The following is a 14,781-nucleotide window of genomic DNA, read 5'->3' as shown; positions in this document are numbered from 1 at the left end:
GCGCTCCGGGTCGCGGGCGCCGCCGCGGTGCCGGGGGTCGACCTGGCGGCGCTCGACGCGCTCGGGGACGTGCCGGTGCTCGGGCACGGCGAGCCGGTGGGCTCGGTCGTGCCGGCGTTCGCGGCGACCGTGCCCGGGGCGACCGTGCCCGGGGCGACCGCGCCCGGGGCGGTCGCGTGAGGGCGGTCGTCCAGCGCGCCACCCGGGCCTCGGTCACGGTGGACGGCGCGGTCGTCGGCGCCTTCGAGGGCGAGGGGCTGGTCGTGCTCGTCGGCGTGACCCCCGGCGACGGCCCCGCGCAGGTCGAGTACGTCGCGCGGAAGGTCGCGGACCTGCGCGTCCTGCGCGGCGAGCGGTCGGTCGCGGAGGCCGGGGCGCCGGTGCTGGTCGTCAGCCAGTTCACGCTCTACGGCGACGCGCGCAAGGGCCGGCGGCCCACGTGGAACGCGGCGGCGCCCGGGCCGGTGGCGGAGCCGCTGGTCGACGCGGTGGTGGCGGACCTGCGGGCGCGCGGGCTCACGGTCGCGACGGGGGTGTTCGGGGCGGACATGGCCGTCGAGCTGGTGAACGACGGTCCGGTGACCCTGCTGCTGGAGTCGGCCCCGGACGCCTGACGCGGGCAGCGGTCAGGGGAGGCGGAGGACCAGGCGCTCCTCGACCCGCGACGAGTCGCGGGTCTGCGCGTGCCGCTCGCCGGTGCGGACGAAGCCCGCCCGGACGAACAGGTCGCCCGCCGCGTGGTTGCCGTCGACCACCCACAGCGACACCGTCTCGGCTCCCTCGGCCCGCGCCGCGTCCTTCACGGCGTCGAGCAGCGCCCACGCCATGCCGCGGCGGCGCGCCTCGGGGGCGACCCAGAGCTGCACCACGTGCCGGTCCGACGTCGGGGACCCGGGCTCCTGGATCATCCCGACCAGCCCGCGCGGGGTGCCGTCCTCGTCGACCACCCAGGTCGCCGCGCTGCGCAGCCGCATGCGCCAGTGCGGCTCGGCGAACAGCTCCTCGCGGGCCAGCGACGACCCGAACACGTCGGGGTCCTCGCGCAGAGCGCGCAGCCGCACGTCGCGGACCGACCGCCAGTCGTCCTCCTGCACGCGCCTGATCTGCACGCCGACAGCATGCCGCACGCCTCGCCGCTCGTCGCCCGGGCCGCACGGCGCGCCCCCGGGTGAACGCGTCAGGGGTGCAGGCGGGCCTCGTCGGCGCCGACCTCCGGGACGCCGTGCCCGGAGCGGTCCGGCACGGCGCGGGCGACGTCGGCGACGTCCTCCTCGGGGCGCGGCGGGATGGTCTCGTCGTCCTCCAGCAGCGGCACGTCCTCGCGGCCGTCGTGCTGCACCGGGACGGGCTCGGTGCCGTCGGGGCCGGCCGGGGTCGGCTCGGTGGGGATCGGCTCGGTCACGGTGTCCTCCCGGGATCTCGCAGGTGGGGCCACCGTAGGCCGGGCCGCTCGCGACCGCAGGACGAGCGCCGCGGGTCCGGGCCACGATGGGGGCATGCGCATCGAGGCGGTCCCCGGGGACATCACCGACCAGGACGTCGACGCGGTCGTGAACGCCGCGAACTCCTCGCTGCTCGGCGGCGGGGGAGTCGACGGGGCGATCCACGCGGCCGCCGGGCCGGAGCTGCTCGCCGAGTGCCGGGAGCTGCGCCGCACGTCCCTGCCCGGCGGGCTGCCGGTCGGGGACGCCGTGGCGACCGGTGCGGGTCAGCTGCGGGCGCGCTGGGTGGTGCACACCGTGGGGCCGGACGCGCACGCCGGCGAGACCGACCCCGCGCTGCTGCGGTCGGCGTTCACGCGCTCGCTCGACGTCGCGGCGGGGGTCGGGGCGCGCACCGTCGCGGTGCCGGCGGTGAGCGCGGGCGTCTACGGCTGGGCGGCGGCGACCGTCGCGGAGGTGGCGGTCGCCGCCGCGCGGGCGTGGGCCGCGGCGCACCCGGACGGGCTCGACCTGGTGCGGTTCGTGCTGTTCTCGCCCGGCGTGCTCGCGGCGTTCGAGGACGCGCTCGCGGAGCACTGACCGCGCGGGGTCAGCCCGCGGCGAGCACCGCCCGCGCCGGCAGCCGGGACAGGCCGGCGCGCAGGTCGTCCGCGCTCGCGGTGAGCGAGATCCGCACCCAGCCCTCGCCCTCGGCGCCGAAGGCCGAGCCCGGGGCGACCGCCACCCCGGCCGTCCGCACCAGGTCCTCCGCCCAGGCCGCGACGTCGCCGCCGGTCGCGTGCGAGACGTCCGCCCACAGGTAGATCCCGCCGGCCGCCGGCAGCCACGGGATGCCGCGCTCGTCGAGGATCGCCGTCGCGAGGTCCCGGTGCTCCCGGTACGTGCGCCGCGCGTCCTCGACGGCGTCCTGCGGGCCGGTCAGCGCGGCCAGCGCCGCGTACTGGGCCGGCGTGTTCACGCACGACACGATCGACTCCTGCAGCGTCGGCATCAGCGGCGCCATCAGGTCCGGCACCACCAGCACCCCGACGCGGAACCCGGTCATCGCGTGCGTCTTCGAGAAGGTGTGCAGGGTCAGCACCCGGCCGTCGGTGTCGAACCGCGCGGCGGGCACGTGCGGGGCGTCGTAGGTGAAGGCGGCGTAGCACTCGTCGGACAGCACCCACAGGTCGTGCCGGCGGGCGACGTCGACCAGCTCCGCGACCAGGTCCGCGGGCAGGCTCGTGCCCAGCGGGTTCGACGGCGAGTTCAGCAGCAGCACCCGGGTGCGGTCGGTGATCGCCGCCTCGACCGCGGCGGGATCGGGCAGGAACCCGTCCTCCGGCCGCAGCGCGTAGGGCTGCGCCTCGGCCTGGAGCAGCCGCGTCGCCATCGAGAACGGCGGGTAGCCCGGGTCCGGGACGAGCACGCCGTCGCCCGCGCCGACCGTCAGGCTGAGCCCGAGGTGCAGGGCCTGCGCGCCGCCCGCGGTGATCCACACGTTGTCGCGGCGGACGGGCAGGGCGTGCTCCGGGTCGAGCCACGCCGCGACCGCGTCCCGCAGCGGGGCGATGCCGCCGTTGGGCGTGTACCGGGTGTCGTCGCGGGCCAGGGCCTCGCGGGCGGCCTCCAGCACGTGCGGCGCCGTCGGGAGGTCGGGCTCGCCGACGCTCAGCACCACGGCCCCCGGCAGCGACCACGCGAGCTCGGTGATCCGGCGGATGCCGGAGGCGGGGACGGCGCGGGCGTGGGGGGCGATCTCGGGCACGGGGTGCAGGCTAGCCCCGCGATGTGTCGGCGCCGTGTCCGTCGTCCGTGCGGTGGCCGGGTGGGGCGAACGTCCCGCTGCGCGGTCCGAGCGGCCCCCAGGCTGGGGCAGAGAAAAACCCCGGCTGCGTGCCGACTCGAGTTCGACAGAGGCGTACGCCGGGGATTGCCCGACCAGGCTACCCCTTCCCGGAGGCGCACCGATGCCCCTCTCCCGCGCGCAGCGCGACGCCCTGGACCGTTCCGTGTCCGCGACCCGGATGGGCACCTACGTGCGCGTGTCGGGCGGTGACGCCGACCTCGCCCGAGCGCGGTACCTCTGGGACCGGGAGCTCGCCGTGGCGTTCTTCGCCGACATCGCGCTCCTGGAGATCGCGCTCCGGAACGCGATGAACGACCGGCTGGCGGAGCGGTGGGGCGAGCGCTGGTACGAGCGGGTCGAGGTCCCGCTCGACGACCGGACCGCGGCGCAGCTCGCCGAGGCCCACGGTCGCGTCGTAGGACCGAAGCTCCCGGGCCGGGTCGTGGCGCAGTGCACCTTCGGGTTCTGGGCCGGGCTGCTCGACCGCGGGGCGTACACGGGTCGCGATCCTCGGCGGGTGCGGTGCGACTACGACCTGGTCCTGTGGCGAGGAGTTCTGGACCGCGCGTTCCCCGGCGGTCGCGCGACCGCGCGTGCGGACGGGGAACGCTGGGGCCGGACCTACGCGCACCAGGTCGTCACCCGGGTCAACGCGCTGCGCAACCGCGTGGCGCACCACGAGCCGCTCATCGCCGGATACCCCCTCCCGGGGCAGCGCGGCCCCGATGGCAGCGAGCGCCGGCGAACCGCGGCCGAGGGGTTCGGCGACCTGCTGCGCCTCGCCGCCATGATCGACCGGGACCTCCGAGGGCTCCTCCTGGCCACCTCGGCCGTCCCCGGGGTGCTCGACCGACGGCCGCGGCCGCGCGACCTGCGTCGGCGGGTGACACCGCTGCGTCCGGGCGTCGTCCGGTCGTCGGCGCCCTGACCTGCACCCGGACCTGCGGCGTTGGCAGGATGGGGTCGTGACACCCGCGCCCGACCCCACGTCCGTCCTGTCCCGCTCCGCCGCCCGCACCGCCGGCACGGCGCTCGCCGCCGTCGCGCTCGGCGTGGTGGCGTGGTGGCTGCTGCGGCTCGGGGCGCACGACGCGACGCTCGTGCGCTGGGAGTGCTTCGCCGGCACCTGCGCGACGGACGACTTCGCCGGGGCCGCGCCGGTGCTGGGCGGGCTGGCGCTGGTCGCCGCGGCGGCCTCCGCGGCGCCGGTCACCCGGCGGGCGACACCGGGGCTCGCGGTCGTGCTCGGCTCCGGCGCGCTCCTCGCGGGCTGGTCGGCGGCGGTGACCGACGGGCTCACCACCGACCAGGCGGTGCGCCGGCAGGTGCTGATCGCGGCGCTCGTGCTCGCGCTCGGGCTGGTCGCCGCCCTCTGGGGCGGGGTGCGGGTGCTGCGGGGCACCGGCCTGCTCGCGCGGCTCGGCGGGCGCAGGGGCACCTGGGCGCGGGTCGTGGAGTACGAGAGCGGGACCGGCCCGGTGGTGGGCGCCACCGTGCACTTCGACGACGCCCGCGGCGTCCGGCACGCGGTGCGCACCCGGGTGCCGCGGGAGGCGTTCCGGCACCCGCCGCGCGCCTACTACGACCCCGAGCGACCGGACGACGCCGAGCGGCTCGTGGTCGTCGTGCCGTCGCCGCCGCTGACGGCCGGCGGACGCCAGGCGCACGAGCGGGCGGTCCGGGCGCTGGTGCCGCTGCCCCAGGACGACCTGCCCGGCGGCGGGCCCGCCGGGCCGGGACGCTCCGGGTCGGCGCGCGCGCCGGGCGGCGGGCGGCCCGGGACCGGGGCGCCGTCCGCGGCCGGACCGGAGACGCTCGTCGAGGCGCTCGAGCGCCTGCAGGCGCTGCGGGCCTCGGGGGCGCTGTCCGAGGAGGAGTTCGCCGCCGCGAAGGCACGGGTGCTGGCGGGCTGAGCGGCTCCACCTGCCGCAGCGCGCCGTCCGGGCGGATACTGGTCGCATGGCGCAGACGCTGGACCCCACCGAGGTCACCGCGCTCCTGGAGGAGCGGCGGCGCGAGGCCCTGGCGCGGCTCGCCGGCACCGACGCCGAGCGCGCCGCGGTGGTCGCCGCCTCCCGGGAGTCCGTCGCCGACGACGAGCACGACCCCGAGGGGTCGACGATCGCCTACGAGCGCCGGCTGCTCGACGCGCTCACGCACGACCAGCGCGACCGGCTGCGGGAGATCGACGAGGCGGAGCACCGGCTGGCGGCGGGCACGTACGGGACGTGCACCCGGTGCCACCGGCCGATCCCCGTGGACCGGCTGCGCGCCGTGCCGACCGCCCGGATGTGCGTGGACTGCGCGGGACGCTGACCGCGGGCGTCCGCACCCGCCGGGGCGCCGGGCCGCGTGCGCGAGGATGGGGCGCATGTTCGCGCGTCCCGACGACCTGACCGCCATGGGCCTGGCCCTGACCGAGGCCGCGGGCTGCTCCGCGACCGGGGACGTCCCCGTGGGCGCGGTCGTGCTCGGGCCCGGGGGCGAGGTCGTCGGCGCGGGCCGGAACCGCCGCGAGGCCGACGGCGACCCCACCGCGCACGCCGAGGTGCTGGCGCTGCGCGCGGCGTCGGCGGCGCTCGGCCGGTGGCGGCTCGACGACTGCACCCTCGTGGTCACCCTGGAGCCGTGCCTGATGTGCGCGGGGGCGACGGTGCTGGCGCGGGTGCCGCGGCTCGTGCTCGGTGCGTGGGACCCCAAGGCCGGGGCCTGCGGCTCGCAGTGGGACGTGGTGCGGGACTCGCGGCTGAACCACCGGGTCGAGGTGGTCGGCGGGGTGCGCGAGGAGGAGTGCGGCGCCGTGCTGCGGGAGTTCTTCGCCGGGCACCGCTGAGGCCCGCGACGACGAGGGACCCCGCCGCGGTCGACGCCGCGGCGGGGTCCCTCGTCGTGCGGGGTGGCGCGTCGGTCAGCCGCCCGTGATGTTGTCGTACGCGCGCTGCGCCGCCGTCTGCGCGTCGGCCAGCGCCTCCTCCGGGGTCTTGTCCCCGAGCAGCGCCGCGGTGATGGCGTTGTTCAGCTCGTTCTGGATGTCCTGGCCGGCGGGCGAGGACCCGAAGGTCTTCCCGTAGTCCACGACGTCGTAGTAGGTCGCGATCACCTGGTCGAAGCCGGCGTCGCCGGTCTCGGTGACGTACTGGTCGCGGATCGCCTTGTCGGCCTCGGGCGAGCCGGTGAACAGGCCGGTGTTGATGCCGCCGTCGGTCGCGATGGTGTCGGCGCGGGCCTCGCCGGCCGCCATCCACGCGTCCTGCGAGGTGAGGTCCAGCATCCAGGCGCAGGCGGCGTCCTTGTTCTGGGCACCGGCCGGGATGACGAACGCCGTGCCGGAGGCGACCGAGAACGGGTTGCCGTCCTGGTCGCGGAACGGCACCGCCTCGATCTGGATCTGGCCGACGTAGGCGCCGAGCACGTTCGGGTACCACTGGGCGTTGACCTGGGACCCGACCTGGTCGGTGACGTACTGGTTGTTGTCGCCGAAGGTGTCGAACGAGTCGGTGAACGACTTCACCTTGGCGAAGCCGCCCTGGGCGTCGGTGATCTGCTTCAGCAGCTCGATGCCGGCGACGTTCGACGGGTCGTCGAGCGTGGGCTTGCCGTCCGCGTCGGTGAGCTGCCCGCCCTGGCCGAGGATCCACAGGCCGCCCTGGCCGGTCGCCTGGGGGTCGAAGCCGAGGGTGGTCGGGACGCCGCCGCTCTCCTTGTACATCTTCTCCACGGCGGCGACGAGCACGTCGGGCTGCGAGGTGTCGATCTGGTCCGCCGTCACGCCCGCGGCGTCCATGACCCGCTTGTTCAGGATGATGGCCGGCGGCTGGTAGAACTGCGGCACCGCCCACACCTGGTCGCCGTACCGCACGTCGTCGACGACCGACGGGTAGTACTGCTCGTCCGGGTCCACGTCGTGGGCGCTGTAGCAGGCGTCCAGAGGCAGGATCAGGTCCTGCGCGGCGTACGTGGTCACGTACCGGCGGTCCATCTGCACGACGTCCGGGACGTCGCCGGAGGCGAGCCGGGTGGTGAACTTCTGCGCGTCGAACGCGGTGGCGTCGAGATCGATCTGGACGTCGGACAGCTGGTCGGCGGCGTAGTCGAGGCGCGACTGACCGACGTCGTCGGCGTTCTCGAAGCCCCAGGCCTTGAGCGAGCCCGAGGCCTCGGTGCTGAAGTCGGTGGATCCGCCGGACCCCTCGTCACCACCTCCGCCCGAGCTGCAGGCGGCCAGGGCCAGCGCGGTGACCGGCAGCAGGGCGATCGCGGCGCGGCGACTCTTCCTCATGAACGTCTTCCCTTCCTCGGCCTGCGGGGCGGCGTCGTCGCCGGCCCGCGGGAGAGCCCCCGGCACCGGTGCCGAGGATCTGAAAACCTTCCCACATCGGACGGTAGTTCAGGGCCTTCGGCTGAGACAAGCCCCTCGGGATCACGGAGTGATCACGCCTGTGGACGGCGTGATGACGGTGGACTGATGGCCTGTCGTGTGACTAGGCTCATGTGGTAACGATGCCACAAAGTGAGGACTCGACGATGCCGTCCACACCTGACGAGACGCCGGTCGACCGGTCGACGGCGGCGACGGAGCCGCTCCGCGACGGCCTGCTCCCGGACCGCCCGATCCGGCAGGTCCTGCTGGTGGGCCACACCCACCACGACGTCGGCTACACGAACAGCCCCCGCCTGGTCGACGACCTGCACGCCGCGACCGTACGGCGGGTGCTCGACCTGTGCGACACGAACGACGGCACCGGCCCCGACGCGTTCCGCTGGACCTTCGAGGTCGCCCGCCCGGTGCTGCGGTTCCTCGCCGAGGCCGGCGCCGAGGACGTCGAGCGGCTGCGCCGGCGGGTGGCCGAGGGGCGGGTCGCGGTGACCGGCGGCTACCTCAACATGACCCAGCTGCTCGGCGACGCGGAGCTCGGGGCGGCCTACGACGCCCTGGACCGGGTGCGGGCCGCCGGCGTCCCCGTCCGCACCGAGCAGCACGGCGACGTGAACGGCATCGCCTGGGGCGCCGTCGACGCGATGCGCCGCGCCGGGATCGACCGGCTCGTGATGGCGCTCAACCCCGACCACGGGCGCGCGCCCTACCCGCAGCCGACGGGCTTCTGGTGGGAGGGCCCCGCGGGCGGGCGGGTGTTCGCCTGGCTGTCGACGCACTACGGCGTCGGCGAGGAGTGGGGGGTCGTCGACGGGGACGTCGAGGCGGCGGAGGCCCACGTCGCCGACTTCGTCGCCGGGCTCGAGAAGCGGGACGACTACCCGTACGACACCGCCGTGGTGCACGCCGCGAACGACAACCGCTGGCCGACGGCGCTGTTCCTCGACGTCGTCCGGCACTGGAACGCCCGGCACCCCGACGTGCCGATGCGGACCGCCACCGTCGACGAGGCCCTGGACGTGCTGGTCCCGCACGCCGAGGCCGCCGACGTCCCGGTCGTGCGGGGGGAGTGGTCGGACTGGTGGGCGCACGGGCACGGGTCGACCGCTCGCGAGGTCGCCGTCTACCGGGAGGCGCGGTCGTTCGCCCGCGCCGCGCAGACGACGCTCGGGCTCACTCGGCTCCGCGGGGACGGGGCGCCGGCGCTCGCGGACGTCATGGGCTACCGGCGCGGGCCGGTGCGGCTGCGGTCCGACGCCGAGGTGGCGCGGGACCTGGACCGGGTGGACGCGGAGCTCCTGCTGTTCGCGGAGCACACCTGGGGGTCCTGGGAGACCTACTCCAAGCCGTTCTCCTCGTTCAGCCACGCGCACTGGAACGCCAAGGCCGGGTTCGCGTACGGGGCGTTCGACCTCGCGCGGGACCTCGCGGTCGAGGGGCTGTCCCGGGTCGTGGCGAGCGGGGACGCGGCGGGCGGGGGCGAGGCCGCGGCGGGCCGGGTCGCGGGGGCGGACGGGACCCGGGTCGTCGTGGTGAACCCGACCGAGCGGGCGCGCACCGAGCCGGTCGACGTCGAGGTGCACGGCCGGACGCGCGCGCGGACCGTCGCGACCGTGCCGGCGTTCGGGGTGGTGACGGTGCCGCTGCCGCCGGAGCCGGGGCCTACGCGGGCGGCGCGGGAGGTGGCGTGCGGCGCGTACCGGGCCGTCGTCGACCCGGCGCGCGGCGGCGTGGTGTCGCTGGTGCACCTGCCGAGCGGGCGGGAGCTGGTGGACGCCGACGCCGCCGGGCACGGCCTCGGCGCGGTCGTCACCGAGACCGTCGTGCCCGGGAGCGCGCACCCGATGGTGGTGCGCGACCCCAAGGACTTCCACCCCGACTTCCCGGGGCCGGACTTCGACCGGCGGCACGCGTCCGGCGACGAGGAGCCGCTGATCACCCGGGGCGGGGCGTGGGCGCGGATCGCCTGGCGCACGACCCCGCCGGGGCTGCCCGCCGCGACGACGACGCTGACCCTGTACCGGGACGTCGACGTCGTGGACCTCGAGGTCGCCCTGGTGAAGCCGGAGGCGTTCGGGCCGGAGAGCATCCACGTGGCGTTCCCGTTCCGCGTCGCCGACCCCGAGTTCCTGCTGGAGACCGCCGGCGCCGTGTACGCCGCCGAGACCGAGCAGCTGCCCGACACCTCGAAGGACTGGTACTCGATCCAGCACGCGGTCGGGGTGCACGCGCCCGGGCGTGCCGACGGGGTGCTGTGGGGCGCGGTCGACGCGCCGCTCGTGCAGCTCGGCGGCCTGCACACCGGCGAGTGGGCCCGGACGCTGCGCGCGCCGACCGGGTACGTCTCGTCCTGGCTGATGAACAACCTGCACTTCACGAACTTCCAGGCCCGGCAGGAGGGCACCCGGACGTACCGGTACCGGTTCGCCGCGGTCGACGGCCCGGTGACCCGGGAGCGGGTGCGGGTGTTCGGGCGGGACCTGGCGGAGCCGCTGCAGGCGCGGGCGTACGACGGGCCGGTGGTCGCCGAGGGCGGGCTGGGCCTGCGGGTCACGCCGGCGGACCGGGTGCTGGCCGAGGTGCGGCCGGTGCCGGACGGGTCGGTGCGGGTGCGGCTGCGGAACGTCGGCGCGGAGCCGGTGGCGGCCGAGGTCGGGTGGGACGGCCCCGGGCGGGTCGCGGGAGGCGGCCGGGTGGCGCTGGGCCCGCACGGCGTGGGCGAAGTGCTGCTGCGGCGGGAGGGCTGACGCGGGGGCACGCCGGCCTGGCCTGCGCTCCGCCCTCGCGATCGCCGAGGGGGTAGCCGACGCGTCGAGCGAGTAGCCGTGGCCTGCTCGCTCGACGCGTCGGTTGCACGGTCGAGGCACCTGTCGGTGCGCGCCGTGCGCCCGACGGTGCCGGGGGTCAGCCCGCGTCGTCCGCCGACGGCGCCTCGGTCGGGCGGGGGCGGCCCGTGCCGTCCGGCGTGGACGCCTCGGTGGGGGTCAGCGCGTCGGTGGCCGCGTGGTCGTCGGTCGGCGGCGCGTCGGGCGTCGGCACCGCCGGCGGCTCCTCGGCGCCTGCCGCCCCCGGCTCCTCCGCGTCCGCCGCCACGGCCCGCACGTCGGCCCCGGCGTCGGCCAGCGGCCGCTCCACCAGGTCGACCTCCACCACCGGCGCGGCCGGGTCGGCCGGCACCCGGAACGTCCGCAGCTGGTACGGCCCGAACTCCGCCTCGACCGTCCGCCCCAGGACCGGCAGCTCGAGCCGCGCGGTGCCGGGCTCGCCGCGGGTCTCGACGGCCCGGACCACGAGGTCCGCGCCGCCGGGCCCGTCGACCGCCTCCTCCGTGCCCTTGAGCGCCGTGATCGACACCGCGCCGCCGCCGTCGGACGCGAACGAGCCCGTGTGCGGCAGCGCGCCCGGGTGGAACGACTCGAGCATCGCGCGGACCGGTGACCCGAGCAGCGCCGCCCGGCGGCCGGGGTCGGCGGCGTGCCGGTCGCCGGCGTGCGGGACCAGCTCGTAGGAGAACCGCTGGCTGCCCTGGTCCTGGTACGCGTAGACGTCGTCGCCGTCGAGCAGCCGCGGGTCGTGCCACGCGTACACGGGGCTGCGCACCGCGGTGACGCCGATGCTCGGCTCGGCGCCCGGCGACACGTCGTAGCCGTGCTTGTTCGTGGTGACGAGCGTCAGGCCCGCCGGCCGCCCGTCGAGCGTGCCGGTGAGGTCGACCCAGCCCTGGCCCGGCTCCTCGGCGCCGTCGACGGGTCGCTCGAGCTCGGCGTACGGGATCTGGTAGGTCGCCCGGGGGTCGGTGAGCGCGGTCGGGAACCGGAGCTTGAGCAGGTGCGCCCGCTCCCGCCAGTCCAGGGTGACGTCGACCCGCAGCACCGCGGAGTCGTGGTCGAGCAGCAGCTCCTCGGTGAGCGTCGAGGCGCCCCACGCGCGCTCCACCCGCACCCGGGCCCGCAGCGGGCCGGACTCCCGGACGACGACCCGCGCGAGCGCCATGCTGTCGCCGGCCCAGGCGTAGGACACGACGCGGTGGCCCCAGGTGTCGGTCGGGTCGTCGCACACCTGGGTGTGCTGGCGGCCGTCGACGCCCCGCAGGACGTCGAGCCCGGTGCGCTTGTCCAGGTACGAGCGGATCCAGCCGGTCGCCGGGTCGAGCTCGATGCGGACGAGGTCGTTCTCCAGCACCGTCTCGGTCGCCGACAGGGCGCCCGGGGCGTCCACGCTCCACTCCGGGCGCGCCGGCTCCGCCTCGGTCCGGACCCGGTACAGCCGGTAGCCGAGCGCCGGGACCTCGGCGCGGAACACCAGCGCGCCGCGGCCGGTCTGGTTGGTGGCCGCGCGGGACTGCGTCGGCTGCGACACCGCGACCGCGCCGTCGCCGTCGACCACGTGCACGGCGCCCGGGTGGGAGCCGTAGTGCAGCTCGACGTCCGTCGAGACCGGCCACGGGTGCGGGTTGAACACGAGCACCGGCTGCGTCGCGGTGTCGAGCGGGATGTCGACCTGCCGGGCGATCGTGTTGTGCGCCCGCACGATGATCCGCTTGGCGATCGCGACGGCCTCACCGAGCTGGTCCCGGGCGTCGTCGTACGCGTGCTCGATCGCGGAGCCCGGCAGCACGTCGTGGAACTGGTTGAACAGCACCTGCTTCCAGGCGCGCTCCAGGTCCTCGCGCGGGTACGGGGTGCCGTCGTGGACGGCGGTGACCGCGGCCCAGCGCTCGGCGGACAGCAGGGCGTACTGGGCGCGGCGCTGCCAGGCCTTGATCCCGGAGTGCGCCGAGTAGCAGCCGGGCGCGTGGTGCTGCAGGTCGTCGGTCCAGGTCGGCAGGCCGTCGAGGAACGCGGGCCCGCGCTCGCGCACGCCGTCCAGGTACTCGCGCGGGGAGGACATCCGCAGCCGCCCGAACGAGCCCATCCGGTCGTAGCGGTGGATCGACTCGATGTTGGCGATCGTCGGGCCGCCGCCGTGGTTGCCGACGCCGTAGAGGACCATGACGTCGCCGAGCGACCGGTCCAGCGCGCCGAGCGCCTTGTCGACCTGGCCGTCGACCGAGCCCGCGGGGGAGCAGTACTCGAACGGGATCCGGTAGGCGAGCACCCGGCTGCCGTCGGGCGCCTGCCAGTGGAACAGGGTGTCGTCGAGGGCGCTCTCGTGCGGCCCGGGCCGCAGGAACAGGTACGAGTCGAGGCCGTGCCCGCGGAGCACCGTCGGCAGGCTGGCGCTGTGGCCGAACGGGTCGGCGTTCATGCCGACCGTGGCCGGCTTGCCGAACCGGGAGATCAGGTAGCGCTGGCCGTACAGGCCCTGCCGTGCGAACGACTCGCCCATCGGCATGTTGCAGTCCGGCTCGACCCACCAGCCGCCGACGTTCACCCACCGGCCCTCGGCGACGCGCTCGGTGATCCGGGCGAACAGGTCCGGGTCCTGCTCCTCGACCCAGGACAGCAGCACCATCTGGTCGCAGGTGAACACGAAGTCGGGGTACTCGTCCATGCGGTGGATCGCCGACCAGAACGTCGCGCGCGCCTCGGCGTAGCCCTCCTGCCACGGCCAGAGCCAGACGGGGTCGATGTGCGAGTTCCCGATCATGTGGATGGTCCGGTCCGGCGTCGCGTGCGGGCGGGGGTGGGGCGGCAGGTCCCGGGGCTGGGTGCCCGCCGGTGCGTTGGACAGGGGCGCGCCCGTGGTCTGGCGTGGCCGGCTCATCGTGCTCCTCGTGCGTCGTCGCGCGGGTGGTCGGGTCGATCGTACTCTGCAATCGATCCCATATCGAGGGGCGTCGGCGGTGCACGGGGCGGGGGTCCGTGGGGTGCCGGTGATCGCTCGCGCACATGTGTTCGATGATTGACAACGCGACGTCGCCGCTGGTGGGCTGGTGCGCATGCCGCGTCGACGCCGACCGCACGTGCCCGCACGCCCCGCGACGGACCCGGGCCTCCCACGCCCGGCCGGGCGGCTGTCCGCGGGGGTGGTCGAGGGCTTCTACGGCCCCCCGTGGCGGCACGACGAGCGGCTGGCGCTGCTCGACGCCGCGCCCGGGCTCGGGCTGGACACGTACCTCTACGCCCCGAAGGACGACCCGTGGCACCGCGAGCGGTGGCGCGAGCCGTACCCCGACGCGGAGCTCGCCCGGCTCGGGGAGCTCGCCGCGCGCGCGGGCGACGCGGGGGTCGCGTTCGTGTGGTCCGTCGCGCCCGGGCTGTCCATGCGGTTCTCCGACGACGCCGAGCACGCGGCGCTCGCGGCCAAGGCCGAGCAGGTGCGCGCCGCCGGGGTCCGGGACGTGTGGCTGCTGTTCGACGACGTGCCGTACGACCTGCCGCACCCCGACGACCTGGCGGCCTACGGCCCGGGGCAGGCGGGCAGCGGGCGGGCGCACGGCGAGGCGGCCGCGCGGTTCCGGGAGGCGTTCCTGCTGCCGCACGGCCTCACGGGGCCGATGACGGTGTGCCCCACGGACTACGCCGGCTGCGGGCGCTCGCCGTACCGCGACGCGCTGGCGACGGCGCTGCCCGCCGACGCGCGCGTGCTGTGGACCGGGCGGGACGTCGTCGTCGGCGCCGTCACGCGGGAGGACGTGCGCGCCGCGGCCGACGCGTTCGGGCGGCGGATCGTGCTGTGGGACAACTTCCCGGTCAACGACTTCGACCGGACGCGGCTGTTCCTCGGGCCGCTCACCGGGCGGCCGGGGGACGTCGACGGGCTGCCGCTCGACGGCGTCGTCGCGAACGCCATGATCGAGGCGGTGCCGTCCCGGCTGCCGCTCGCGACGGTCGGCGCCTGGGCGCGGGACCCCGCCGGGTACGACCCGGCGCGGGCGGCGGCGGACGCGCTGGCGCTGGTCGCCGGGCCGCGCGCGGGGGTCGTCGGGCCGCTGGTGCGCGCGTGCGCGTCGTGGCCGCCGGGGGCGCCGCGGGACCCGGGGCTCGCGCGGGCGACAGCCGGGGCGCTGGCCGGGGACGCGGGGGCGCTCGACGAGGTCGAGGAGCGGATGCGGGCGCTCGCGGGCTGCGCGGACGCGACCGGTGCGGGCCGGGACGCGGAAGCGGACGCGCTGGTGGCGGCGCTGCGCCCGTGGCTCGACGCCGCCGCGCACCTGTCTCTTCTCCACATCTGACGCTGCCGACGAAGGCCGT

13 protein-coding genes and 1 pseudogene are annotated in these 14,781 nt (G+C 76.4%); 9 read left to right on the top strand and 5 right to left on the bottom strand.

Features of this window, described 5'->3' with window-relative positions:
- A pseudogene (locus AC3WUG_RS18020) lies at positions 1–180 on the top strand (asparaginase); the annotation flags it as partial.
- Positions 177–614, top strand: a complete 438-nt coding sequence (dtd, locus tag AC3WUG_RS18015; protein ID WP_492328924.1) for a D-aminoacyl-tRNA deacylase — start codon at positions 177–179, stop codon at positions 612–614. The pseudogene AC3WUG_RS18020 and the gene dtd, both read left to right, overlap by 4 nt.
- A 12-nt stretch (positions 615–626) precedes the next feature.
- On the opposite strand, the gene AC3WUG_RS18010 is transcribed toward dtd, so the two are convergent.
- Together AC3WUG_RS18010 and AC3WUG_RS18005 are read right to left on the bottom strand one after the other, a co-directional pair.
- A complete protein-coding gene (locus AC3WUG_RS18010; RefSeq protein WP_492328923.1) occupies positions 627–1,109 on the bottom strand; it encodes a GNAT family N-acetyltransferase in 483 nt (160 codons plus the stop codon).
- A gap of 68 nt (positions 1,110–1,177) precedes the next feature.
- Complete coding sequence (locus AC3WUG_RS18005; RefSeq protein ID WP_492328922.1) at positions 1,178–1,402, bottom strand: hypothetical protein; 225 nt, start codon at positions 1,400–1,402, stop codon at positions 1,178–1,180.
- A 94-nt stretch (positions 1,403–1,496) separates the two neighbouring features.
- Here AC3WUG_RS18005 and AC3WUG_RS18000 point away from each other — a divergent pair, with 94 nt between their 5' ends.
- Positions 1,497–2,021, top strand: a complete 525-nt coding sequence (locus AC3WUG_RS18000) for an O-acetyl-ADP-ribose deacetylase (RefSeq protein WP_492328921.1) — start codon at positions 1,497–1,499, stop codon at positions 2,019–2,021.
- Between the two features lie 10 nt (positions 2,022–2,031).
- Here AC3WUG_RS18000 and AC3WUG_RS17995 read toward each other — a convergent pair whose 3' ends face one another.
- Positions 2,032–3,189, bottom strand: a complete 1,158-nt coding sequence (locus AC3WUG_RS17995) for a pyridoxal phosphate-dependent aminotransferase (protein WP_492328920.1) — start codon at positions 3,187–3,189, stop codon at positions 2,032–2,034.
- 202 nt (positions 3,190–3,391) lie between these two features.
- On the opposite strand from AC3WUG_RS17995, the gene AC3WUG_RS17990 reads away from it, so the two are divergent.
- Genes AC3WUG_RS17990 through AC3WUG_RS17975 form a run of 4 tightly spaced genes read left to right on the top strand, consistent with a single transcriptional unit; the run spans position 3,392 to position 6,103 of the window.
- The gene (locus AC3WUG_RS17990) at positions 3,392–4,198 is read left to right on the top strand and encodes a hypothetical protein (RefSeq protein WP_492328919.1); all 807 of its coding nucleotides are present in this window, start codon (positions 3,392–3,394) and stop codon (positions 4,196–4,198) included.
- 37 nt (positions 4,199–4,235) lie between these two features.
- Positions 4,236–5,183, top strand: a complete 948-nt coding sequence (locus AC3WUG_RS17985; RefSeq protein WP_492328918.1) for an SHOCT domain-containing protein — start codon at positions 4,236–4,238, stop codon at positions 5,181–5,183.
- Positions 5,184–5,229: 46 nt separating this feature from the next.
- Positions 5,230–5,586, top strand: a complete 357-nt coding sequence (locus AC3WUG_RS17980; RefSeq protein WP_492328917.1) for a TraR/DksA family transcriptional regulator — start codon at positions 5,230–5,232, stop codon at positions 5,584–5,586.
- A gap of 55 nt (positions 5,587–5,641) precedes the next feature.
- A complete protein-coding gene (locus AC3WUG_RS17975; protein ID WP_492328916.1) occupies positions 5,642–6,103 on the top strand; it encodes a nucleoside deaminase in 462 nt (153 codons plus the stop codon).
- Positions 6,104–6,178: 75 nt separating this feature from the next.
- Here AC3WUG_RS17975 and AC3WUG_RS17970 read toward each other — a convergent pair whose 3' ends face one another.
- The gene (locus AC3WUG_RS17970) at positions 6,179–7,549 is read right to left on the bottom strand and encodes an ABC transporter substrate-binding protein (protein WP_492328915.1); all 1,371 of its coding nucleotides are present in this window, start codon (positions 7,547–7,549) and stop codon (positions 6,179–6,181) included.
- Positions 7,550–7,794: 245 nt separating this feature from the next.
- Between AC3WUG_RS17970 and AC3WUG_RS17965 the strand changes: the two genes are divergently transcribed.
- Positions 7,795–10,392, top strand: a complete 2,598-nt coding sequence (locus tag AC3WUG_RS17965) for a glycoside hydrolase family 38 N-terminal domain-containing protein (protein WP_492328914.1) — start codon at positions 7,795–7,797, stop codon at positions 10,390–10,392.
- Between the two features lie 157 nt (positions 10,393–10,549).
- Here the strand turns inward: AC3WUG_RS17965 and AC3WUG_RS17960 are convergent, their stop codons facing one another.
- Positions 10,550–13,351: an alpha-mannosidase gene (locus AC3WUG_RS17960; protein ID WP_492328913.1), complete on the bottom strand. Its 2,802-nt coding sequence runs from the start codon at positions 13,349–13,351 to the stop codon at positions 10,550–10,552.
- Positions 13,352–13,550: 199 nt separating this feature from the next.
- Here AC3WUG_RS17960 and AC3WUG_RS17955 point away from each other — a divergent pair, with 199 nt between their 5' ends.
- Positions 13,551–14,762, top strand: coding sequence for a beta-N-acetylglucosaminidase domain-containing protein (locus AC3WUG_RS17955; protein ID WP_492328912.1), 1,212 nt, complete (start codon positions 13,551–13,553; stop codon positions 14,760–14,762).
- Positions 14,763–14,781: the final 19 nt, after the last annotated feature.

The sequence above is a fragment of the Cellulomonas sp. EB106-03-03-XG116 genome (assembly GCF_058792015.1).
Note: the sequence above shows the minus strand (reverse complement) of the source record. Positions and strands in the feature narration are given on the sequence as shown.